General features: G+C 70.6%; 21 protein-coding genes and 4 tRNA genes. 5 read left to right on the top strand and 20 right to left on the bottom strand.

Going from position 1 to position 20172, the window contains the following annotated elements; translation table 11 throughout:
- Nucleotides 1-99: 99 nt before the first annotated feature.
- A complete protein-coding gene (bet, locus tag U8525_RS22320; RefSeq protein WP_374268303.1) occupies nt 100-1221 on the top strand; it encodes a phage recombination protein Bet in 1122 nt (373 codons plus the stop codon).
- A 508-nt stretch (nt 1222-1729) separates the two neighbouring features.
- On the opposite strand, the gene U8525_RS22315 is transcribed toward bet, so the two are convergent.
- The 13 genes from U8525_RS22315 to U8525_RS22255 all read right to left on the bottom strand — a co-directional run bounded on the left by U8525_RS22315 (nt 1730) and on the right by U8525_RS22255 (nt 9259).
- A tRNA-Arg gene (locus U8525_RS22315) sits at nt 1730-1803 on the bottom strand.
- A gap of 21 nt (nt 1804-1824) precedes the next feature.
- A tRNA-His gene (locus U8525_RS22310) sits at nt 1825-1898 on the bottom strand.
- 87 nt (nt 1899-1985) lie between these two features.
- A tRNA-Arg gene (locus U8525_RS22305) sits at nt 1986-2059 on the bottom strand.
- Between the two features lie 39 nt (nt 2060-2098).
- Nucleotides 2099-2172: transfer RNA gene (locus U8525_RS22300), tRNA-Pro, on the bottom strand.
- Between the two features lie 71 nt (nt 2173-2243).
- Nucleotides 2244-2834, bottom strand: coding sequence for an RdgB/HAM1 family non-canonical purine NTP pyrophosphatase (gene rdgB, locus U8525_RS22295; RefSeq protein ID WP_374268302.1), 591 nt, complete (start codon nt 2832-2834; stop codon nt 2244-2246).
- Complete coding sequence (gene rph / locus U8525_RS22290) at nt 2831-3535, bottom strand: ribonuclease PH (protein ID WP_374268301.1); 705 nt, start codon at nt 3533-3535, stop codon at nt 2831-2833. The genes rdgB and rph overlap by 4 nt, the downstream gene beginning before the upstream one ends.
- A 47-nt stretch (nt 3536-3582) precedes the next feature.
- Nucleotides 3583-4389, bottom strand: coding sequence for an N-acetylmuramoyl-L-alanine amidase (locus U8525_RS22285; protein ID WP_374268300.1), 807 nt, complete (start codon nt 4387-4389; stop codon nt 3583-3585).
- Nucleotides 4390-4460: 71 nt separating this feature from the next.
- Complete coding sequence (selD, locus tag U8525_RS22280) at nt 4461-5519, bottom strand: selenide, water dikinase SelD (protein WP_374268299.1); 1059 nt, start codon at nt 5517-5519, stop codon at nt 4461-4463.
- Between the two features lie 8 nt (nt 5520-5527).
- Complete coding sequence (locus U8525_RS22275; RefSeq protein ID WP_374268298.1) at nt 5528-6472, bottom strand: DUF4388 domain-containing protein; 945 nt, start codon at nt 6470-6472, stop codon at nt 5528-5530.
- A 37-nt stretch (nt 6473-6509) separates the two neighbouring features.
- Nucleotides 6510-7232 carry a tetratricopeptide repeat protein gene (locus U8525_RS22270; RefSeq protein ID WP_374268297.1) on the bottom strand — a complete coding sequence of 241 codons (723 nt, stop codon included), beginning with the start codon at nt 7230-7232 and terminating at the stop codon, nt 6510-6512.
- Between the two features lie 36 nt (nt 7233-7268).
- Nucleotides 7269-7973 (bottom strand): hypothetical protein, encoded by a 705-nt coding sequence (locus tag U8525_RS22265; RefSeq protein ID WP_374268296.1) that lies wholly within the window; start codon nt 7971-7973, stop codon nt 7269-7271.
- Nucleotides 7970-8740, bottom strand: a complete 771-nt coding sequence (locus U8525_RS22260; RefSeq protein WP_374268295.1) for an outer membrane protein assembly factor BamD — start codon at nt 8738-8740, stop codon at nt 7970-7972. The genes U8525_RS22265 and U8525_RS22260 overlap by 4 nt, the downstream gene beginning before the upstream one ends.
- Nucleotides 8741-8752: 12 nt before the next feature.
- Complete coding sequence (locus U8525_RS22255) at nt 8753-9259, bottom strand: regulatory protein RecX (protein WP_374268294.1); 507 nt, start codon at nt 9257-9259, stop codon at nt 8753-8755.
- Nucleotides 9260-9294: 35 nt separating this feature from the next.
- Here U8525_RS22255 and U8525_RS22250 point away from each other — a divergent pair, with 35 nt between their 5' ends.
- Complete coding sequence (locus U8525_RS22250) at nt 9295-10032, top strand: hypothetical protein (RefSeq protein ID WP_374268293.1); 738 nt, start codon at nt 9295-9297, stop codon at nt 10030-10032.
- 30 nt (nt 10033-10062) lie between these two features.
- Here the strand turns inward: U8525_RS22250 and U8525_RS22245 are convergent, their stop codons facing one another.
- The 4 genes from U8525_RS22245 to U8525_RS22230 all read right to left on the bottom strand — a co-directional run bounded on the left by U8525_RS22245 (nt 10063) and on the right by U8525_RS22230 (nt 14739).
- On the bottom strand, nt 10063-11478 hold the full coding sequence (locus U8525_RS22245) for a type IV pilus twitching motility protein PilT (protein WP_374268292.1): 1416 nt from the start codon (nt 11476-11478) through the stop codon (nt 10063-10065).
- Nucleotides 11479-11621: 143 nt separating this feature from the next.
- Nucleotides 11622-12023: a 30S ribosomal protein S9 gene (rpsI, locus tag U8525_RS22240; RefSeq protein WP_120526842.1), complete on the bottom strand. Its 402-nt coding sequence runs from the start codon at nt 12021-12023 to the stop codon at nt 11622-11624.
- Nucleotides 12024-12032: 9 nt separating this feature from the next.
- Complete coding sequence (gene rplM, locus U8525_RS22235; protein WP_374268291.1) at nt 12033-12479, bottom strand: 50S ribosomal protein L13; 447 nt, start codon at nt 12477-12479, stop codon at nt 12033-12035.
- Between the two features lie 193 nt (nt 12480-12672).
- Nucleotides 12673-14739, bottom strand: coding sequence for an ATP-dependent helicase (locus U8525_RS22230; protein WP_374268290.1), 2067 nt, complete (start codon nt 14737-14739; stop codon nt 12673-12675).
- Nucleotides 14740-14773: 34 nt separating this feature from the next.
- Here U8525_RS22230 and U8525_RS22225 point away from each other — a divergent pair, with 34 nt between their 5' ends.
- Nucleotides 14774-15334 carry a hypothetical protein gene (locus U8525_RS22225; RefSeq protein ID WP_374268289.1) on the top strand — a complete coding sequence of 187 codons (561 nt, stop codon included), beginning with the start codon at nt 14774-14776 and terminating at the stop codon, nt 15332-15334.
- A gap of 28 nt (nt 15335-15362) precedes the next feature.
- Nucleotides 15363-15860, top strand: a complete 498-nt coding sequence (locus tag U8525_RS22220; protein ID WP_374268288.1) for a caib/baif family protein — start codon at nt 15363-15365, stop codon at nt 15858-15860.
- A 22-nt stretch (nt 15861-15882) separates the two neighbouring features.
- On the opposite strand, the gene U8525_RS22215 is transcribed toward U8525_RS22220, so the two are convergent.
- Both U8525_RS22215 and U8525_RS22210 read right to left on the bottom strand, forming a co-directional pair.
- Complete coding sequence (locus U8525_RS22215; RefSeq protein ID WP_374268287.1) at nt 15883-17061, bottom strand: class I SAM-dependent rRNA methyltransferase; 1179 nt, start codon at nt 17059-17061, stop codon at nt 15883-15885.
- Between the two features lie 9 nt (nt 17062-17070).
- Nucleotides 17071-18324: a metallopeptidase family protein gene (locus U8525_RS22210; RefSeq protein WP_374268286.1), complete on the bottom strand. Its 1254-nt coding sequence runs from the start codon at nt 18322-18324 to the stop codon at nt 17071-17073.
- A 104-nt stretch (nt 18325-18428) separates the two neighbouring features.
- Between U8525_RS22210 and U8525_RS22205 the strand changes: the two genes are divergently transcribed.
- Nucleotides 18429-19010 (top strand): nucleoside triphosphate pyrophosphatase, encoded by a 582-nt coding sequence (locus U8525_RS22205; RefSeq protein ID WP_374268285.1) that lies wholly within the window; start codon nt 18429-18431, stop codon nt 19008-19010.
- Between the two features lie 13 nt (nt 19011-19023).
- Here U8525_RS22205 and U8525_RS22200 read toward each other — a convergent pair whose 3' ends face one another.
- Nucleotides 19024-19986, bottom strand: coding sequence for a hypothetical protein (locus U8525_RS22200; RefSeq protein ID WP_374268284.1), 963 nt, complete (start codon nt 19984-19986; stop codon nt 19024-19026).
- Nucleotides 19987-20172 lie beyond the last annotated feature (186 nt).

The raw sequence follows: 20172 nt of genomic DNA, 5'->3' as shown, positions 1-20172 counted from the left end.
CCGGGCCCCTGGCTCGCGGGTCATGTGCCGTGTGCCCGGGCAGCCATGTGGGCGGGCGAGGGTCGTCCGTCCTTTTCGAGCGGTGCTGGAGACACAGTGATGGATGCGAATGTGAAGGCGGATGGAGCGACGTCGCCGCAGGGGGCGGCCTGGAACCGGGAGCGGGTGGACCTGGTGAAGCGGACCATCTGCCCGCGGGGAATCAGCGAGGACGAGTTCGCCCTCTTCATCGAGCAGTGCAAGCGCAGCGGGTTGGATCCGCTCCTCAAGGAGGCCTTCTGCGTGGCGCGCCGCCAGAACGTGGGCAACCGCGAGCGGCCCAACTGGGTGACGAAGTACGAGTTCCAGCCGTCGGAGGCGGGCATGCTCGCCCGGGCGGAGCGCTTCCCGGACTTCAAGGGCATCCAGGCGAGCGCGGTGTTCGCCGAGGACGAGATCGTGGTGGACCAGGGCAAGGGCGAGGTGGTGCACCGCTTCAACCCGGCCAAGCGCAAGGGCGCCCTGGTAGGTGCCTGGTCGCGCGTGGTGCGCGAGGGGAAGCTGCCGGTCGTCGTGTGGCTGGACTTCTCCGGCTACGTCCAGCAGACGCCGCTGTGGGCCAAGATTCCCACGACGATGATCGAGAAGTGCGCGCGAGTGGCGGCGCTGCGCAAGGCGTACCCGGAGGCCTTCGGCGGACTGTACGTGCGCGAGGAGATGCCGGCCGAGGAGTACGACGCGCACGACGAGCCGGCCCCCGCGTCAGGCTCCTACGAGGTGCTGGGCTCGAAGCCGGCCCCCGCGTCAGGCTCCTACGAGGTGCTGGGCTCGAAGCCGGGCCCGGTGAAGGCGTCCTTCCCCACCCTGGGCTCCGCGGAGGCGCCCAAGGCGGCGGAGACGGCGAGGGCTCCGGAGAAGGAGGAGGCACGGCTCGACGTGGACGTGCCGCTGGCGCCGGCCACGGCGGTGGCGGCGGTGCCCGTGTCCCAGGCGCCCGAGCGCCCGAAGGCGAGCGCGGTGGTGGTGGCGTTCGGCCCGTACAAGGGCAAGACGACGTCCGAGCTGTCCGACGACGAGCTGAGCGAGACCATCGACCTGGCGCACGAGAAGCTGATGGAGCAGCCCCGGGCGCGGTGGGCCAAGGCCATGAGGGAGAACCTCACCGCGCTGGAGGCGGAGACGGAGCTGCGCTGCCAGGTGCCGTCCGCCAAGGATCGCGCCGCGACGAACCCGGACGCCTGAGCCCGCGTCGTTCGCTGAGATGAAGGACGCCCGCGTTCCCGGTGAAGGGGACGCGGGCGTTTCGCTTTCCTGCGCTCAACCTCTGCTCGACAGACTCCGGAGCATGTTGGAGCGGCCCCGGCAGGCAGCTACGAGCTCATGCCCCTGCCGATGGAGGGCCCCCTCCTGCGGCTTCCGGGGGCAAGGGCGACTTCCGACCTTCGGCCACTGACACGGGCAACTGGGCTTGCGAGCCACAGGCGGAGCGCATCTCGCCGATGGGCTCCTCGTGCGGCACGCTCCCACTCCTGTCCTCACACAGAGGGGACTTCTCCCCTGCGAGCACTTGACGCCAGGCACCGATGGGACGGTCGTCGAACCCGTGGGAGCGGACACCTACGACCACCAGGTGTATTGCTTTGTCCGGTACTGGCCGAGGCTGCTCCAGTAACGGGCTTTTTCGGTGGAGAGTCCCGGTCGCGAGAGCGCCGGGGCGTTCCCCGCGTGCGCTTCTGACGGTTGGAAGGGTTGCGCCCAGAGGGACTTGAACCCCCAACCCTCGGCTTCGAAGGCCGATGCTCTATCCAGTTGAGCTATAGGCGCGGGGCGAAGCGGGAGAAGAAGGGCGAATGACCGGGATCGAACCGGCAACCTCCGGAGTCACAGTCCGGCGCTCTAACCAGTTGAGCTACATTCGCCGTCACATCGCACGGCTTTACTGCGGCGGTCTCCTACCGTGGAAACCGGGGCCATTCAAGGCCCAAAACCATCTGCCAGCAGATTTGCGCCCCAGGCAGGGCTCGAACCTGCGACCCCCGACTTAGAAGGTCGGTGCTCTATCCAGCTGAGCTACTGGAGCTGGCCGGTCCTCACTGCTGAAACATCACGGCACTTCAAGTCGGGGCGAGAGGATTTGAACCTCCGACCCCCTGCGCCCAAGGCAGGTGCGCTACCAGGCTGCGCTACGCCCCGAGAAGTGTCGCCACCTTCGCCTAACGCGGACAGACGCGCAAGCCTGCTCTTCCTGACGCCCGTCCGCCCGGTCAGAGCGCCAACAGATGGCGCCGCATCAGTTGGAAGGCCCGGGCCCGGTGCGACACCCGCGCCTTCTCCTCGGGCGCCAGCTCCGCCATCGAGCGCCCGCCCTCCCCCTCCACCTGGAACACCGGATCGTACCCGAAGCCGTTCGTCCCCCTCGGCGCGCGGAGGATGACGCCCTCGCAGCGCCCCTCCTCCACCCGGGGTGCGTCCCCCTTCCCCGTCACCAGCGCCAGCGCGCAGCGGAAGGACGCGGTGCGCTTCGCGTCCGGCACGTCCGCCAGCTCCATGAGGAGCTTCTCGTACCGGGCCCTGTCGTCGCCCGGCGCGTACCGCGCCGACAGCACGCCGGGCCGTCCGTCCAGCGCGTCCACGCACAGCCCGGAGTCGTCCGCGAGCGCGGGCAGCCCCGTGGCCTCCGAGTACGCGCGGGCCTTCTTCACCGCGTTCTCCTCGAAGGTGTCGCCGTCCTCCACGGGCTCGGGCACGGGGGGCAGGTCCTTGAGGGACACGACCTCCACGGCGTCGCCCACGAGCAGGCGCAGCTCGCGCACCTTGCCGGCGTTGCCGGTGGCGAAGAGCAGCTTCGGCTTCATCCCAGCACCTTCGCCTGCGCGGCGGTGAGCTGCTGGATGGCCGCGAGGCCTCCGTCCAGCATCGCGTCCATCGACTTGCGGTCGAAGAGCTTGTGCTCGGCGGTGCCCTGCACCTCCACGATGCGACCGTCGCCCGTGGCCACGAGGTTCAGGTCCACCTCCGCGGTGGAGTCCTCGTCGTAGTCCAGGTCCACGCGCACCTCGCCGTTCACCACGCCCACGGACACCGCGGCCAGCGGGGTGAGCCCCTTCAACAGGCCCGGCTTGTTGAGCGAGCGGAGGGCCAGCACCAGCGCCACGTACGCGCCGGTGATGGACGCGGTGCGCGTGCCGCCGTCCGCCTGGATGACGTCACAGTCCAGCGTGAAGGTGCGCACGCCCAGCGCCTGCAGGTCCACCGACGCGCGCAGGGCGCGGCCGATGAGGCGCTGGATCTCCATGGTGCGGCCGGACTGCTTGCCCTTGGCGGCCTCGCGCGAGCCGCGGGTGTGCGTGGCGCGCGGGAGCATCCCGTACTCGGCCGTGACCCAGCCCGACCCCTTGCCCATCAGGTGCGGCGGGACGCGGTCCTCCACCGAGCAGGTGACGAGCACCTTCGTGTGGCCGAACTCCACCTGGACGGAGCCCTCCGCGTAGCGGTTGACGTTGGGCGTGAGGGTGACGGGCCGGAGGTCCAGCGCACCACGGTTGAAGGAACGCACGAGGGAAGGCTCCTGACAGGGAGGGACGGCGAAGCCCCCACGCTTTATCAGGGCGCGGTGGATCCAGCCACCGGTTGCGAGGGCGAGCCGTCCCGTCGACGCGTCTCCCGGAGGAAGGCCTGCACCCCCTCCGCGATGGCCTCCGCCAGCGTCTCCTGGTACGCCGCCTTCCCCAGCTTCGCCCCCTCCTGCGGGTGGGAGATGAAGCCCACTTCAATCAGCACCGCCGGCGCCTCCACGCCCGTGAGGACGAAGAAGGGCGCCTGCTGCACGCCCCGGTCCGTGGCGCCGCTCTTCGCCACCAGGCGCGGGTGGATGGCGTAGGCCAGCCGGGACGCGTCCGAGTGCGCCTCCGTGCGCGCCAGGTCCTCCAGGATGAAGGCCAGCGTGGAGTGCCCGCGCGCGGCGCGGGCCGTGGGCGCCTCCGCGTTCTCGCGGTCCGCCACCGCCCGCGCCGCCTCACCGGAGGCGTTGGCGGAGAGGAAGTACGTCTCGATGCCCTCGGTGCGCGCACGCAGCCGCTTCGTGGGCATGGAGTTGGCGTGGATGGAGAGGAAGAGGTCCGGCCGCTGGATGTTGGAGAACTCCACCCGCTCCGACAGCGCCATCAGCGTGTCGCGGTCGCGCGTGAGGAACACCTCGCTGCCCGCGGCCTCCAGCTTCTCACGCAGGCGCTGCGCGATCTGGAGCGCGACCTCCTTCTCCCAGAGGTCCCCGGGCCCCTTCGCGCCCTCCTTCGCCCCGCCGTGCCCCGGGTCGATGACGATGCGCGCGCCGCGCTCCCCCGCCCCGGAGAGGGCCGGCAGGAGGCACGCGAGCAGGAGCAGACCGAGGGGGAGGGGGCGCGGCGACATTCGCGCCGGGATGTTAGCCGGGCCCCGGCCCGGAGGCGAAATCCGCTCCCGGGAGGAACGCGCCCTGCCGCTCAGCCGATGACGTCGATGCCGGGACGGCCCGCCTGCACTTCGCCGAGGAGGGCCGCGTCCACGCCGGCCTTCTCCAGCGCCTGCACCGCCTTGAGCGCGTGGCGCGCGGGCACGCTGGCCAACAGGCCGCCGTTGGTCTGCGCGTCCGCGAGCAGCCACTGGATGTGCTCCGGCAGCCCCTCCGGGAACGTCACGTGCTTCTTCACGTGGGCGAGGTTCGTCTTCGTGCCGCCCGGAATCACGCCGGCCTCCGCCAGCGCGGGCACCTCCGCGATGAGCGGGATGCGCTCCAGGTCCAGCGCCGCGCGCGTCTTCGCGCCGTTCATCATCTCCAGCAGGTGGCCCAGCAGGCCGAAGCCCGTCACGTCCGTGAGCGCGTTCACCTTGAAGGCGCCCGACGCGAACACCTCACCGGCCGCCTTGTTGAGCGTGGCCATCTGCGCCGTCACGCGCTTCGTGAGCTGCTTGGATGCAAGGCCCCGCTTGATGGCGGTGGTGGCGATGCCCGTGCCCACGGGCTTGGTGAGCAGCAGCACGTCCCCCGGCTTCGCGCCCACGTTGGTGAGCACCTTCTTCGGGTGCACCACGCCGGTGACGGCCATGCCGAACTTGGGCTCCGGGTCCCGGATGCTGTGGCCGCCGAGGATGGGGATGCCCGCCTCGTCCGCCTTGGACTGGCCGCCCGCGAGGATCTTCTGCAGCGTCTTGAGCGGCAGCTCGTCCGGGAAGCACACCAGGTTGAGCGCGAACAGCGGCTTCGCGCCCATGGCCCAGATGTCCGACAGCGCGTTGGCCGCGGCGATGGCGCCGAACTGGAACGGGTCGTCCACGAGCGGCGGGAAGAAGTCCACCGTCTCCACCACGGCCATGCCCGGCGCCACCTGGTACACGGCGGCGTCGTCATTCGTGTGGAAGCCCACCAGGGCCCGGGGGTGAGACGCCCCCTTGAGCCCGCCCAGGACCTTCGCCAGGTCCCCCGCCTTGAGCTTCGCCGCGCAGCCCGCGCAGTGGCTCATCTCGGTGAGGCGCCTGGCCTTCACCGGCTTCCCGCCCGCCATGCCGCCCCCTACTCCGCGCGCACGTAGTCGCGCTTGATGAGCTGCATCACCGTTTCAGCGGTGAGCACGTCGTCACCGTCCGAGTGGTCCAGCACGCCGCCCAGCGAGCCGTGGTTGTGCACCAGTTGCAGCACGTCCAGCAGCTCCGGCGTCAGCTCCTTGAGCGGCGCCGTCAGCGGCTGCGCGATGCGCAGCGCCGTGGCCATGGGCGGCAGGTTCGGCTGCAGCCGCTTGAACTCGTCCAACTGCCGGAGCGCGTCCATCAGGAGCGCTTCCGTGGAGGAGTCCAGCTCCACCATGAACTCCTGGGTGTCCGCGGGGCGCAGCTCGAAGTCCCCCTCCTCCCAGGTGACGATGCGGTTGAAGCTCTTCTGCGGGCCCAGGTTGTGGTTGTCGTCGATGACCGCGTAGTACACGCGGCCCTGGCGCAGGTAGATCTTCCCCTCGTGGGCGTTGTTGACCACGAGCACGCCGTTCTTCTTGGACGTGTGGAAGAGCTGGAGCAGGTCCGGGAGGGGAATCTCCTCGATCTTCCCCGTCATGGAGCTGGCCTTGGTGGTGCGCGCGGCCTGGGCGGCGGCGGCCTCCTCCAGCTTCTGCTTCACGACGCTCTCGTCCACCGGGCCGCTCTCCGCGCCCTGGTGCACGAGCTTGAGGATGGAGGTCCCGATGAGGATGCGGTCTCCCTCCTTCAGCTTGGCCTGCTTGACCTTCTCGCCGTTGACGAAGGTGCCGTTGGTGGAGCCCAGGTCCTCGATGGTGATGGCGCCGTCGGAGAACAGGATCTTCGCGTGCTTGCGCGAGACCATGTCCTCCACCAGCACCATGTCCAACTCGCTCGACCGTCCGACGACGATCTGCTTGTTGGCCTTCAGCGGGAACTCACCGCCCTGGTACTTCCCGGAGATGAACTTGAGGGCAAAGGACTTCGCCGTACCGCCAGGAGTGCTCACGGTGCCGCGACCTCGATGATGGAAGTTGCCATGGTGCTCAACCCGTCCCTTCCGCCTTCCCCGGGTCCTTCACCAGGTTGAGGTACATCTGCGCGCTCTTGTTGCCGGGGCTGCGCACGAGCACGTCTTCCCAGACCTTCACCGCCTCGTCACGGCGTCCCGCCGAGTACAGGGCGATTCCATAGTTGATCCGTCCGGGAATGTACGACGGATTCTGCGCGATGACCTGCTCGTACTCCGCCAGGGCCGCCGCGTTGTCGCCCGCGTCCCGCAGGGCGTTGCCCAGCTTCAGGCGGATGTCCACGAACTCCGGGAAGTGGGCCAGCGCGCGGCGGTACTCCTCAATGGCCTTGCCCCACACGCCGCTGGAGGCGAACACGTCGCCGATGTCGGCGTACATGTTGGCCACCTTCTTCATGACGTAGGGGTCCAGTTCGCCGGGGGCGCCCTTCTGGCGGGACAAGGCGGCCTGGTAGACCTCCTTCGCCTCCGCGTACTTCCCCATGTCGTTGTAGATGACCGCCAGGTTGAGCGCGGCCTCGGTGTACGCGGGGTTGAGCCGCAGCGCGGACTCAAAGGCCCGCTGCGCCCGGGCGAACTGGCCCTGGTCGTGGTAGATGATGCCGAGCATGTTGTAGACGTCGGCGAAGGTCGGATTCTGCTCGACCACCTTCGTCAAGAACTGCTCGGCCTGCGCGTACTGCTTCTTCTCGAAGGAGCCGCGCCCGAGGGTCAGTAGCTGCTTGAGGGCTTCGTCCATGACTCGGCCCGCGCGGGCCCTGCCTCCTCGGGTAGCCTACATGAGCCCGGGCGAAAACAAGAATTGATCGCCCTCGCGCACGAGCAATAACGGACGCTCCCCCCGCGTGTCGACAGGCCTCGCCGGAAGGTCCCCCTCCACCCGGTAGTATTCCGTCACCGTCACCTCGTCGCGCTCCAGCCGGGCGTACCAGGCCTGGACCGTCAGGCGCCGCTTGCTCAAGGGGGCCACCTCCTCCCACGTGCGCCCCGCCCCGCCGTCTCCTCCCGGGCCGGCCAGCCGGGACAGCGCGTCCGGCAGCCCCTCCGCCAGGGCCCGGCGCCGCGCCTCCAGGGCCGCCACCGCCGCCACCAGCCGCGGCGCCAGCGAGGACACGGGCCGCCACCGGCCGGACTCGCGGGTGAAGGGCACCACCTCCACACCGGCGGTGCTGACCGTGGTGGCGCCCAGTGCGCCCTCGAAGTCCAGCGTGGCGAAGGCCTCCGCGCTCCGGCCGTCCGGCGCCACCGACACGGTGATGCGGGCGTACTGGAGCTTCCGGGAGACGAGCGGGCCCGGGGCACCGGGCACGGGCAGGGACACGCCGTCGTGCTCGGCCTCCTTCAGCGTGGTGACGATCTCGGCTTCCGGCCCGGCCGCGAGGCCCAGGAGGCGCGGGCCCAGGAACGCGAGGACTCCGGCGACCGCGAGCACGGCGATGCCGATGCCCCCGAGCCGCCCCCAGTCCTCCAGGCGCCTCACGAGCCCAGCATCTTCTGGGCGCGCTGGGCGGCGGGCGTGCCCGGCAGGCGCTTGAGGACCTCGCGCAGCGTGTTCTGCGCGCGCTCCTTGTCGTTGAGCTTCACGTACGCGTCATGGAGGTCGAAGAGGGCCTCCTCCTCCAGCGACGTGCCCGGGTAGTCCTTGAGCAGCCCCTCCAGCCGCTGGGCCACGGCGGTCCAGCGCTCGCGCTTGGCGTAGAAGGACGCGACGTAGAGCTCGTGGCGCGCCAGGCGCTGGCGGGCGTCGTCCCGGTGCGCGGTGGCGTCCTTCACGTACTGCGAATCCGGGTACTGGCGCAGGAAGGCGTTCATGGCCCGGAGCGCGTCGTACATGGGCTTCTGCTCCTTCTCGTAGGAAGGCGGCAGGGCGAAGAACTCCGAGGGGAACTCCTCCACGTAGGAGAGGGCCGCCCGGTAGGCGGCGTAATCCACCTTGGGGTGGGTGGGGTGCAGCTTGATGAAGGAGTCGAACTTGTCGCGCGCCTCCGGGAACAGCTCCCGGGCGAAGTCCAGGTCCGCCAGCTTGAGCTCCGCCTCGCGGGCGGCCTCCAGGTACGGGAACTTGGTGCGGACGTGGTCGAAGTACTTCTCCGCCTTGAGGAAGTCCTTGTCCTCCATCGCGGCCTCGCCCAGCGCGAGGTTCTCCGCGGCCTGCGTGGCGTAATCGGGCTCGCCCGCGGGCCCCGCGGAGAGGGCGGCACAGGCGGACAGCATCAGGGCGGACAAGGCGAGGACGACAGAGCGCATCACGCCTCCAAACTATTCGTCCTGCCCGGAGGGGTCCAGCGAAGGTTCTCCCACCAGTTGGGTCACGATGTCCGGCGCGAAACCCCGGCTGAGCAGGAGCCGCCCCGCGCGCGCCTGCGCCTTCGCGTCGAGCGGGCGGCCAGCCAGGCCCCGGCGCTCCAGCACCTGCCGGGCGGCCCCCAGCGCGTCGAAGCCCACCGCCTCCTTCGCCTCCGACAGCGCGCGCCGGGCCGCCGCGCCCTCCAGCCCGTGGGCCTGCAGCCGCTGGAGCACGGCCCGGGGGCCCAGCTTTCCCTTGCCCAGCAGGGCCGCGGCGCGCTCGCGCGCGAACTTCGCGTCGTCCAGGTAGCCCCACTCCGACAGGCGGGCGAGCACCGCGGCGCGCACGGACTCCGGATAGCCCTTGCGCTCCAGGGCGACGTTCAGCTCATGCCGGCTGCGGCCCCGCGCCTTGAGCAGGCGCAGGCAGGCGTCGGTGGCGCGCTGGACAGCGTCGGGGCCTTGGGGCTCGTCAACCATCGCGGAGTCCCTACCATGTGGTAACAGGCCCCGCCATGCACCCCATCCTCGCCCGCTTCCTCACCGCCGACGCCGCCAGGGAAACGCTCCGCAAGGAGCAGGCGGGTGAACCACTGACTCCGGAGGAGCAGCACTTCGTGGCCGCCGCGGACGCCAACCCCAAGCAGAAGGCCCTGCTCCTGGGCGTGAGCGGCCGCGCGCTGTCCTCCGACGCGCAGGCCGCGCTGGTGCTGCTGGCCGCGCACGCCGCCGCCCGCGCGCTCGCGGGGGACGCGTCCCTGGCCGCCGCGACGCAGAAGGCGCGCGAGGCGCTGAAGGAGGAGGGCGCGAGCGACGAGGAGACGGACGCCTTCCTCGCGTCCATCCTGCTGGAGGAGGCCTTCGGCTACGAGCAGGAGGTGGACAGCTTCGACGCGGACTACGTGAAGGAGTCCCTGGGGGAGGTGCCCGCCCTGGCCGGGCTGTCCAAGCCGTCCGTGGACGCGCTGTTCCTCGCGTTCGCCAAGGCCGCGACCAACGACGCGGACCGCAAGGCGCGCGAGCACATGGCGCGGGCGCTGTTCGACATCGCGTGGTCGGAGGGGCCCACCTCCATCAACCCGGAGCACCTGGAGACGTTGCTCGACAACGAGGTCGTCCAGGAGTCCGAGGAGGTCCAGGACGCGCGCGTGCGCGCCACCGTGTCGCTGCTCCAGACGCTGGCGCACCAGGGCCTCATCGGCCCCATGCGCCTCACCCGGCTGCGCGCGCAGCTGGGGGATGACGACGCCTGAGGCGGCCGCCCTCCCCCTCCCGCGCGGAGGTCAGAAGCGTTCAATCTGAAAGTCGTCGTCGCCGCCGGCCGCCGGAGCGGGCGCGGCCACCGGGGCGGGCGTGGCCGGGCGGGCCGCCTGCGGAGGCAGGGGCCGGCCCTGGACCACGCCGGGCGGCGGGGTGGCGGGGCGCGGCGCCGCGACGCCCGGCGGAGGCGCCATGGGGCGGCCGGCCATGGGCGCTCCCGGGCGCGGGGCATAGGGAACCGGCGCGGGCGTGGGCGCCACGGGCGCCGCCTGGGTGGGCGCGCCCTTCTGCGCGAAGGACTGCGAGCCCGGGATGGGCCGCTCCTCGCCGGCGCGGGCGTCGAAGGCGTCCCACTTCGAGTCGGACGTCCCGCTGATGCCGGAGAAGCGCAGCGCGAAGTCGTCCGGGTTGCTGGCCTGACGGTGGGCCTCGTCGTAGGTGACCAGGCCGTTGCGCACCAGGCTCATCAGCGACTGGTCGAAGGTCTGCATCCCGTAGGAGTCCGTGCCCTGCGAGATGGCGTCGTGGATCTCCTTCGTGCGGTCCTTGTCCTCGATCAGCTCGCGCACGCGCGCGGTGACGCGCAGCACCTCCACCGCCGCCACGCGGCCCTTGCCGTCCGCGCGCGGCACCAGGCGCTGGCTGACCACCCCGCGCAGCACGCTGGAGAGCTGGAGGCGCACCTGCTTCTGCTGGTGCGGGGGGAACGCGGACACGATGCGGTTGATGGTCTCCGTGGCGTCCAGCGTGTGCAGCGTGGACATCACCAGGTGGCCCGTCTCCGCGGCGTGGAGCGCCGTCTCGATGGTCTCGTGGTCGCGCATTTCGCCCACCAGGATGACGTCCGGGTCCTGGCGCAGCGCGGACTTCAGGGCCTGCGAGAAGCTCATCGTGTCCACACCCACTTCGCGCTGGTTCACGATGGAGCGCTTGTCGCGGATGAGGAACTCGATGGGGTCCTCGATGGTCATGATGTGGTTGGTTTCGTTGGAGTTGATGTAGTCGATCATCGCCGCCAACGTGGTGGACTTGCCGGAGCCCGTGGTGCCCGTCACCAGCACCAGGCCGCGCTCCTCGCCGCACACCTTCTCCAGCACCGTGGGCAGCAGCAGGTCCTTCATCGTCATCACCTTGAAGGGGATGACGCGGAGCACGGCGCCCACCGTGCCGCGCTGCTGGAAGACGTTCACGCGGAAGCGGCCCAGGCCCGGCACGCCGTAGGCCAGGTCCACCTCGTTGCTGACCTTGAACTTCTCCTTCTGGAACTCGTTCATGATGCCGAACGCCATGCGCGCCACCTCTTCCGGCGGCAGGCGGCGGCCGTCCTTGAGGGGCACGAGCGAACCGTCCACGCGGAACATGGGCGGCAGCCCCGCCTTCAGGTGGATGTCGGAGGCTCCGCCGCGCAGGGCGATCTGCAGGATTTCGTTGAGTTCCATGAGGGTGCCCGGATGGTAGCAGAACGCCCGCGCCCATCGCGACGGGGCGGCGCCCACCCGCTTGCCCGCAAAGCACGACGGCGGAGGCTTCCCGAAGGAAACCCCCGCCGACGAACGGCCGGACAGCTGGCCGGCAAGCGTGATTAGCGCTTGGAGAACTGGAACCGACGACGGGCGCCGGGCTGGCCGTACTTCTTGCGCTCGACCGCGCGGGCGTCGCGGGTGAGGAAGCCGGCCTTCTTCAGCGCCGGACGGAACTCCGGGTTGAAGGCGCACAGGGCGCGCGCGATGCCGTGGCGGATGGCGCCGGCCTGGCCGGAGAGACCGCCGCCGCGCACGTTGACCGTGACGTCCAGCTTGCCCTTCTGCTCCAGGATCTCCAGGGGCTGGTTGAGCACCATCTTCGACGTCTCACGGCCGAAGTACTCGTTGATGTCGCGGCCGTTGATGACGACGGCGCCGTTGCCGGGACGCACCCACACGCGTGCGGTGGCCTCCTTGCGGCGGCCCGTGGCGTAGAAACCGAGTTCAGGATTGATCGCCATGGCTGTTCCTTACGCCTCGACCTTGTAGGCCACCGGCTTCTGGGCGGTGTGCGGATGGGTGTCGCCCGCGTAGACCTTGAGCTTGGTCATCATCTGACGGCCCAGGGCGTTGCGGGGAAGCATGCGGCGCACCGCGTTGAGGATGATGTCCTCCGGGTGGCGCTGACGCAGCTTCGCGAGGTTGGTGATCTTCAGGGCGCCCGGGAAGCCGGCGTAGGGGTGACGGTAGTACTGCTTGTCCGTCTCCTTCGTGCCCGTCACCTTCACCTTCTCGGCGTTGATGACGATGACGTGGTCACCCGTGTCGATGGACGGGGTGTACGTCGGCTTGTGCTTGCCCTTCAGGAGGGTGGCGATCTGACTGGCGGCGCGGCCAAGCACCTTGTCGGACACGTCGATGACGTGCCACTGGCGCTTGATGTCCCCAGCCTTGGCGCTGTAGGTCTTCTGCGACATTTCGTGCACTCCAGACTTCGGCGCGACACCCAGGTGCATGCCAGGGGTCGCGTGCTCGTGCGAACCAACCGCGGGTCCTCCGTCAAAAACTCCGACAGAAGCCCGGAAAGGCCGACCCTCCTAGTCGGACGGCGGGATCAAGTCAAGGTTGGGCGTACATCGCCGGGGAATCCAGGCCTTGGAGCGCCCGCCGTCAGGGCGCCCGGCCCGGCGTGCCCGGCCCCGGCCCTCCGGCGGGGGGCTTCTTGAAGCGCTCCTTCAGGTTGGCGAAGAAGTTCTTCTCCTTCTCGTCCGGGGGCCCCTGACGCGGCGCGTCCATGTCCACGACCTCGATGGCCTCCGGGGGGAGGTCCTCCAGGAAGCGCGAGGGCGTGCGGGGCACCTCCTTGCCGCGCTTCACGCGGGTGGTGGCGCGGGTGAGGTAGAGCTGCTCCTTGGCGCGGGTGATGCCCACGTAGCAGAGGCGGCGCTCCTCCTCGAGGTTCTGCGCCTCGCCCTGCATGCCGCCGTGGGGCATCAGGTCCTCCTCCATGCCGATGAAGAAGACGAGCCGGTACTCCAGGCCCTTGGAGGCGTGCAGGGACATCAGCGTCACGCGCTTGTTCTGCCCCGGGATCTCCTCCTCCTCCTGGCGCGTGTCCAGGCTGAGGCGGTTGAGGTACGTGAGGAGGCTGGCCTTGGGGCCCTCGCGCTTCTCGAAGTTCTCCAGGGAGGTGAGGACCTGATCCACGCCCTTGAGCTTCTTGTCCGCGGCGGTGCCGGAGGGGGCCTTGGCGCGGGTGGCCTCGCGAAAGCCAATCTCCTCCAGCAGCATCTTCGTGGCTTCCGACAGCCGGGGCGTCTGGGCGAAGGCCTCGCGGTAGCGCTCCACCAGCTCCACGAACTCCAGCACCTTGCCGCCCGCGCCGGGGGGCAGGTCCTCGTAGGTGTCCGCGCGGCGCATCACCGTCCAGAGCGTCACCCCCTCGGCCTGCGCGTGCGCGTGCAGCCGCTCCATGGTGACGTCGCCGATGCCGCGCGAGGGCACGTTGACGATGCGCATGAGGGAGATCTCGTCCAGCTTGTTCGCCAGCACCTTGAAGTAGGCGATGACGTCCTTCACCTCGCTGCGGTCGAAGAACTCGCTGCCGCCGACGACCTCGTAGCCGATGTTCTTCTCCCGCAGCATCTCCTCCACGGGGCGGGACTGGCCGTTGGTGCGGTAGAGCACCGCGATGTCGTCCGCGGGCATGCCCAGGGCCAGGTGCTTCTGGATTTCATGCGCGACGAAGCGGGCCTCCTCCTCGTCGTTGGGGCACGCCACCACCTTCACCCGCGCACCGCCCTGACGGTCGGTCCACATGCGCTTGTCCTTGCGCTCCGGGTTCTTGGCGATGACCGCGTTGGCCGCGTCCAGGATGCGCGCGGACGAGCGGTAGTTCTGCTCCAGCCGCACCTCCTTGCCGCCCGGGAAGTGCCGCTCGAAGTCCAGGATGTTGCGCACCTCCGCGCCGCGCCAGGAGTAGATGCACTGGTCGTCGTCGCCCACCGCGCACACGTTCCTGGACTCGCCCGCGAGCAGCTTGAGCAGGTCCAGCTGGGCGTGATTCGTGTCCTGGAACTCGTCCACCAGGAGGTAGCGGAAGCGCTGCGTGTACTTGCGGCGCAGGTCCGCGTGCTCGCGCAACAGGCGCGCGGGCAGCACCAGCAGGTCGTCGAAGTCCACCGAGCCCTGCGCCTTCAGCGCGAGCTGGTAGTCCGCGAAGACCATCGACGTGATGAGGTCGTAGTCGTCCCCCAGGCCCTCGGGCTTGGGCTGGGGCGCCTCGCCGGAGTTCTTCGCCTTGGAGATGAGGGTGAGGACCTTGCGCGCGTCGAAGGCGCGGTCGTCGATGCGCTTGTCGCGCATGGCGCGGCGGATGATGGAGAGCTGGTCTCCCATGTCCGCGATGGCGAACTTCCTCGGCCAGCCCAGCCGGTGGATGTCCTCGCGGAGCATCTCCGCGCCGAACGCGTGGAACGTGCAGACGAGCACGCCCTGGGCGCGCGGGCCGGCCATGTGGACCAGCCGCTCCTTCATCTCCGAGGCGGCCTTGTTGGTGAAGGTCACCGCGAGGATGTTGCGGGCCATGATGAGGCCCGGTCGCTCGTTGAGCAGGTGGACGATGCGGTGGGTGATGACCCGCGTCTTGCCGCTGCCAGCGCCCGCCAGCACGAGCAGGGGGCCCTGGAGCGTCACCACGGCCTCGCGCTGAGGAGGATTGAGCTTCGAAAGGTCCATTGCGCGCGGGCCAGGGATACCCTTTGATTCGTCCGTGCGCGACTATTTCCTCCGGCTGGCCATCGCATCGTTCGCGCTCGGCGCGGGCGGCGGATGCCTTGACGACGAACGCACGACCTCTCCCACCCCGCGCGACGTGGTGACGACCGCCGCACCGTGCGTGTACTTCAAGGAATTGACGCCGTTCCTGCCGGAGTCGCTGGAGGGCTTCACGGTGGGCGCCACCGCGGGCTCCACGGGGAAGTACGGCGAGGTGTCCGTGTCGGAGGCGGAGCGCACCTACACCCGGGACGAGGGCCGCGAGGTGAAGGTGCGCATCGTGGACACCACCATGGGGGTGAAGCTGGGGCAGGCCATCCGCGAGGCGGCGCAGAAGGCGAAGGGCCGCGCGGCGAGCGACCCGACGGCGCCCATCCAGTGGAAGGAGGCCGTGGGCTTCGTGCGCTATGACGCGGACGAGGCCGTCGCCGAGGCGAACCTCCTGGTGGGTGACCGGTTCGTGGTGGCCGTCACCAGCCGCGGCTTCCCCAGCACCGTGGAGGTGCGGCGGGTGGCGCGCGGCATCGACCTGGCCGGGCTGGCCCAACTGCAGTGATTCGAGAGTCCAAGGAGCGTTTGTGGCGGTGAAGGAGAAGGGGGCCCGGCCCCAGACGACCCAGGAGTTGCTGGAGCAGGAGAAGGCGGCGCGGCTGGGCGTGGCGGCCCTGGGCAAGCGCGAGTTCCTGGATCAACTCCAGAAGCTGTCCAAGAACTACGCGGTGGATCCAGGCAACCCCGGCTCCTACGCGTGCGAGGGCTGTCAGCGCTGCGCCAACTGCATGTTCTGCAAGGACTGCGACAGCTGCCACCAGTGCACGCACTGCACCCGGTGCGAGCTGTGCACCAACTGCTCGCACTGCGTGGAGTGCAGGAACTGCCACGCGTGCGCCTACTGCGTGCAGAGCGAGAACTGCTCCAGCAGCGCGTACGTGGTGATGAGCAAGAACCTGCAGGACTGCAACTACTGCTTCGGGTGCGTGGGGCTGTCCAAGAAGGACTTCCACATCCTCAACGTGGGCTTCCCCCGCACGGAGTACTTCAAGGTCGTGGGCCGGCTGCGCAAGGAGCTGGGCCTGCCGTGACGCCCTCCCCGCGCGCCCGGGGCTACAGGGCGCGCACGTAGAGGGCCTTGAGGTACTCCGTCTCCGCGAGGCCCGCGAGCACCGGGTGGTCCAGGCCGGCGCCCCGCCGCTCCAGGATCTGCACCGGGCGCTTCGCGTCCGCGGCGGCGTCCAGCACCATGGACTCGAAGCCCTGCCGGTCCAGCTTCCCCGAGCACGAGCAGGTCACCAGCAGGCCGTCCGGCTTGAGGCAGCGCAGGGCGCGCAGGTTGAGCTCGTGGTAGGCGCGCAGCGCGGTGGCCAGGCCCTCGCGGCGCTTGGCGAGCCCGGGAGGGTCCAGGACGATGGTGTCGAAGCGGCGGCCCTCCTGGTCGAAGCGGCGCAGCACGTCGAAGGCGTTGGCGTTCTCCACCTTCACGTTGGCGCGGCCGTTGGCCTCCGCGTTCGACTGGATGCGGGCAGCGGCCTTCGCGTCCTGCTCCACCGCGAGCACCGCCGCGCAGTGCTTCGCGAGCGCGAGCGCGAAGCCGCCGTGGTAGCTGAAGCAGTCCAGCGCCTCGCCGCGGCCCAGCTCGCCCGCGCGCAGGTGGTTGTCCACCTGATCCAGGAACGCGCCCGTCTTCATGTCGCCCAGGAGGTCCACGTCGAAGCGGTTGTCGCCCTCGTGGTAGGTGAAGCGCGCGCTGCCCTCGCCGTGCAGCAGGCGCACCTCGCGGGGGAGGCTCTCGAAGTCGCGGCCGGAGGCGTCGTCGCGGCACACCACGTGGCTTGCGCCCGTCTTCTCCACCAGGGCGCGCGCGAGCATCTCCTTGCGCGCGTCCATGCCCTCCGACAGCGTCTGCACCGTGAGGCCCTGGCCGTAGCGGTCCACGAAGAAGCCGGGGAGCAGGTCCGCCTCGCCGTGCACCAGGCGCAGGCCGTCCCGCCCCGGCAGCACCGAGCGGCGGGCCAGCGCGGCCTCCAGGCGGCGGACGAAGAAGGCGTCATCCACCTTCTCCTCGTTGGGCCCCCTGCGCGTGAGCAGCCGCAGGGCGAGCGGGGAGCGGCGGGCGTAGAGCGCCTGGCCGATGGGGTTCCCCTGCGGATCCACCACCGCCACCACCGCGCCCGGCGTGTCGGTGGCGGGGGCTTCGGTGAGCTCCGTGCGGTACACCCAGGGGGTGCCGCGACGCAGCGTCTTGGCGCCCTTGAGGCTGACCCGGGCGGTGGGAAGGGAAGGCATGGCTTGGGCTCACTCCAGGCCGCGCGCGGCCAGTTCCTCGTCGTCTTCCCCGCGCAGATGCCCGATTTCATGCAGCAGTGTCACGCGAATCTGTTCGCGCAGCTCTTCCGGGGTGCGCACCGCGCGGGCCAGGTTGCGCCGGTAGAGGGCCACCGAGCGGCACGGCGTCTCCGAGCCGTCGCACGGCTCCTGGAGGGACGGGCCGCGGAAGAGGCCGAGGATGGTGGGCGACAGGGGCGGCTGGTTGGCGAGCAGGTCGTCCTCGGAGGGGATCTCCTCCGTGGCCACCGGCACGCCCTCCAGGTCGCGGCGCATGTCCGCGGGCAGGTCCGCCAGCGCGCGCGTCACCTGGGCCTTGAACTCGTCCGCCGACGGCAGGGGCGGCGGGGGGAAGTCCTCCGGCTCCAGCGCGCGGGCCTTCTGGAAGTGCTCCTCCGCCTTGGCCCACTGGCCCTCGCGCTCCAGGAGGAGGCCCAGGTGCTGGTGCGCGTGCGCCGCGCGGTCCTTGTCCTTCAGGAGCGAGGCGAAGGCCACCTTCGCCTCGCGGAAGCGGCACAGCTCGAAGAGGGCCAGGGCCTTCTCGTACTTCGCCTCGGCGTTGCCCGGCTCGCGGGCGAGCACGATGGTGGCGCGGTCCAGCGCCTGGTCCGCCTGCCCCAGGTCGTTGAAGGCCATGGCGGCCACCAGCGCCAGCGACGGCACGAGCTCCGGGGGCGTGGAGGGCTGGGACAGGCCGCGCTCGGCGTAGAGGGCGCCCAGCTCATCCCGCTCGCGCGTGGAGGGCAGCTGCACCGCGTACAGGTGCGCGGCGCCCAGGAGCGCGTCCGCGTCCCCCGGGTCGATGGCCAGCGCGCGGGCGTAGGCGAGCTGCGCCTCCGGCTCGCGGTTGAGCGCGGCCAGGGCGGCGCCCCGTTCCGCGTGGGCGGCGGCCAGGTCCGGCTCCAGCGCGGCGGCCTGCGCGGCGCAGGAGAGCGCCTCCTCGTAGTGGCCGGTGTCGTAGTAGTCGCGGGCCGCGTCCAGGGGCGCGCCCCCCTTCGCGTCGCAGACCGCCAGCGGGTGCACCTCCGCCACCGCGTCGTCCGGGCGGGTGACGGAGGCATGCGCGCCCGCGTCCAGGGGGCGCTCCGCGAGCGCGCCGGCGTCAGCCCCCACGGCGGCGGTGGCCACGCCCGCGTCCGTGCCCGCGTCGGCGTCCGCCGGAGGGTTCCGTTTGCAGGAGGCGAGCAGGAGGAGACAGACAGCGAGCAGACCGCGCCGCGACATGGGTGGGGAGGCTATGGCATCCGGCCCGTGCACAGGAAGCGGGACGTGCCTGCCCGCTCGAGGGGTCCCCTCCCCTCCCCAGGTGCATTACCCTCCGGCCTCCCATGAGAGAGCTCATCCTGGCATCCACCTCCAGCGCGCGCCGGGTCCTGATGGACGGGCTGGGCGTTCCCTACCGCACCGAAGCCCCCGACGTGGACGAGCGCGTCCCCGAGGACCTGCCCGCCGACGAGGCCGTCCGCATGCTCGCGGTGCGCAAGGCCCTCGCGGTGCAGGCGCGCCACCCGGAGGCCTGGGTGCTGGCCGCGGATCAGCTGGTGGAGGTGGGCCAGGAGGTGCTGGGCAAGCCCCAGGACCGGGACGCGGCGCGGGCGCAGCTCCAGCGCCTGCTGGGCCACACCCACGTCATCCACACCGCCGTGTGCCTGCTGGGCCCGGGCGGCCACCACTCGGAGACGCTGGAGGACGCGCGCCTGACGTTCTTCGCCGTCCCCCCGGAGGAGCTGGAGCGCTACCTGGACACCGGGGAGTGGGAGGGCTGCGCGGGCAGCTACCGCGTGGAGGGCCGAGGGCAGGCGCTGCTGCAGAAGCTGGAGGGCGACCGCACCAACGTGCAGGGACTGCCCATGATGTCGGTGGTGCGGCTGCTCAGGCAGGCGGGCTTCGACCTCTTCGCCCGCCCCTGAGGGCCGGGGCGCCTCAGCGCGCGTCGGACAGCTCCGCCAGGATCTCCTGGTACGCGGCGCGGGCCCTGTCGGCCTGATCCGCCTTGAAGCTCACCGCGGCCACCACGGGGTGGCCGCCTCCGCCGTAGCGGCCGGCGATGGCGGACAGGTCGTGCTTGCGCGTCTGGGGCTTCCACGGGTTGGAGCCCAGCGACACCTTGGCGCGCGACGCGCCCCGGCCCACCCACAGCGTGTAGCGCGCGTCCGGGTAGAGCGCGTACGCGATGAACTTGTTGAGGCTGTCCACGCCCTCGTCCACCAGGTCGAAGTGGACGACGCCGTTCTCGTACCGGGCCTTCTCGCGCACCAGGTCGATGTTGCGCTGGTGCTTGAAGAGCAGCGGCGACAGCGGCGCGGAGATGAGCGGCGACGCGGCGATGTCCGCCAGCGACTCGCGCTGCATGCGCCGGATGACCTCCGGGATGAGCGTGTCGTCCTTCGTCGCCTCCAGCACCGTCATGATGCGCAGCGCGGGCTCCTCCAGCGCCACCGCCATCTGGGGGTTGGGGAACTGCGCGCCGTCGATGATCTCCGCCCAGTGCAGCAGCTCCTGCAGCGGAGACGCGTCCCAGCCGAAGCGCTCGCGCGCCACGTCCGCCAGGTACAGCGTGCAGCTCTTGCGATGCGGGTCGTGGAACTTCCGGCCGCTGGTGTCGCGCTGGAAGTGGGGCTCGTCACCGGGCTGCTGGAACGCGGAGGCGTGGTGGTCGAACCACCAGGTGAGGCGCGCGTCCTGGCTGTAGCGGAAGTCGACGATGACGTTCTCGTCGCCGGTGAACACGGCCGGGTCGATGCCCTCCGCGCCCGGCTTGTGGGTGAGGCCCCGGTAGCTGAACGTCGCGTCCGCGCGCACGCGCTCCCGGTAGAAGCGGGTGAAGACCGCGGCGCTCGCCGCGCCGTCGAAACAGTTGTCGTGGAAGAGGACCTGGACTCGCATGGGCGCCCGCCCTCTACCCCAAAGCCCCGCCGCGGCCCAACCGCACCGTGGTCGCTCGGCCGCAGGGACTGCGGCCAGGGGGTGACACCCGACCCAGCCCCGTCGGGCGATGCCCACGGAGCGGATGCGCGCCATTGAACGATGCGTGGAAATCCGCGCGCGGGGTGAACGAAAAACTCGACAGAA

The sequence above is a fragment of the Corallococcus sp. RDP092CA genome (genome assembly GCF_041903675.1).
GTDB lineage: Bacteria > Myxococcota > Myxococcia > Myxococcales > Myxococcaceae > Corallococcus.
This window is presented reverse-complemented; position numbering and strand designations above follow the sequence as displayed.

Bases quoted from the DNA above. Each gene is read 5' to 3' on its own strand.
- bet (WP_374268303.1), top strand. From the start codon at position 100: ATGGATGCGAATGTGAAGGCGGATGGAGCGACGTCGCCGCAGGGGGCG.
- rdgB (WP_374268302.1), bottom strand. From the start codon at position 2,834: ATGAAGCCGAAGCTGCTCTTCGCCACCGGCAACGCCGGCAAGGTGCGC.
- U8525_RS22285 (WP_374268300.1), bottom strand. From the start codon at position 4,389: ATGTCGCCGCGCCCCCTCCCCCTCGGTCTGCTCCTGCTCGCGTGCCTC.
- selD (WP_374268299.1), bottom strand. From the start codon at position 5,519: ATGGCGGGCGGGAAGCCGGTGAAGGCCAGGCGCCTCACCGAGATGAGC.
- U8525_RS22270 (WP_374268297.1), bottom strand. From the start codon at position 7,232: ATGGACGAAGCCCTCAAGCAGCTACTGACCCTCGGGCGCGGCTCCTTC.
- U8525_RS22260 (WP_374268295.1), bottom strand. From the start codon at position 8,740: ATGCGCTCTGTCGTCCTCGCCTTGTCCGCCCTGATGCTGTCCGCCTGT.
- U8525_RS22255 (WP_374268294.1), bottom strand. From the start codon at position 9,259: ATGGTTGACGAGCCCCAAGGCCCCGACGCTGTCCAGCGCGCCACCGAC.
- U8525_RS22250 (WP_374268293.1), top strand. From the start codon at position 9,295: ATGCACCCCATCCTCGCCCGCTTCCTCACCGCCGACGCCGCCAGGGAA.
- U8525_RS22245 (WP_374268292.1), bottom strand. From the start codon at position 11,478: ATGGAACTCAACGAAATCCTGCAGATCGCCCTGCGCGGCGGAGCCTCC.
- rpsI (WP_120526842.1), bottom strand. From the start codon at position 12,023: ATGGCGATCAATCCTGAACTCGGTTTCTACGCCACGGGCCGCCGCAAG.
- rplM (WP_374268291.1), bottom strand. From the start codon at position 12,479: ATGTCGCAGAAGACCTACAGCGCCAAGGCTGGGGACATCAAGCGCCAG.
- U8525_RS22230 (WP_374268290.1), bottom strand. From the start codon at position 14,739: ATGGACCTTTCGAAGCTCAATCCTCCTCAGCGCGAGGCCGTGGTGACG.
- U8525_RS22215 (WP_374268287.1), bottom strand. From the start codon at position 17,061: ATGCCTTCCCTTCCCACCGCCCGGGTCAGCCTCAAGGGCGCCAAGACG.
- U8525_RS22210 (WP_374268286.1), bottom strand. From the start codon at position 18,324: ATGTCGCGGCGCGGTCTGCTCGCTGTCTGTCTCCTCCTGCTCGCCTCC.
- U8525_RS22205 (WP_374268285.1), top strand. From the start codon at position 18,429: ATGAGAGAGCTCATCCTGGCATCCACCTCCAGCGCGCGCCGGGTCCTG.
- U8525_RS22200 (WP_374268284.1), bottom strand. From the start codon at position 19,986: ATGCGAGTCCAGGTCCTCTTCCACGACAACTGTTTCGACGGCGCGGCG.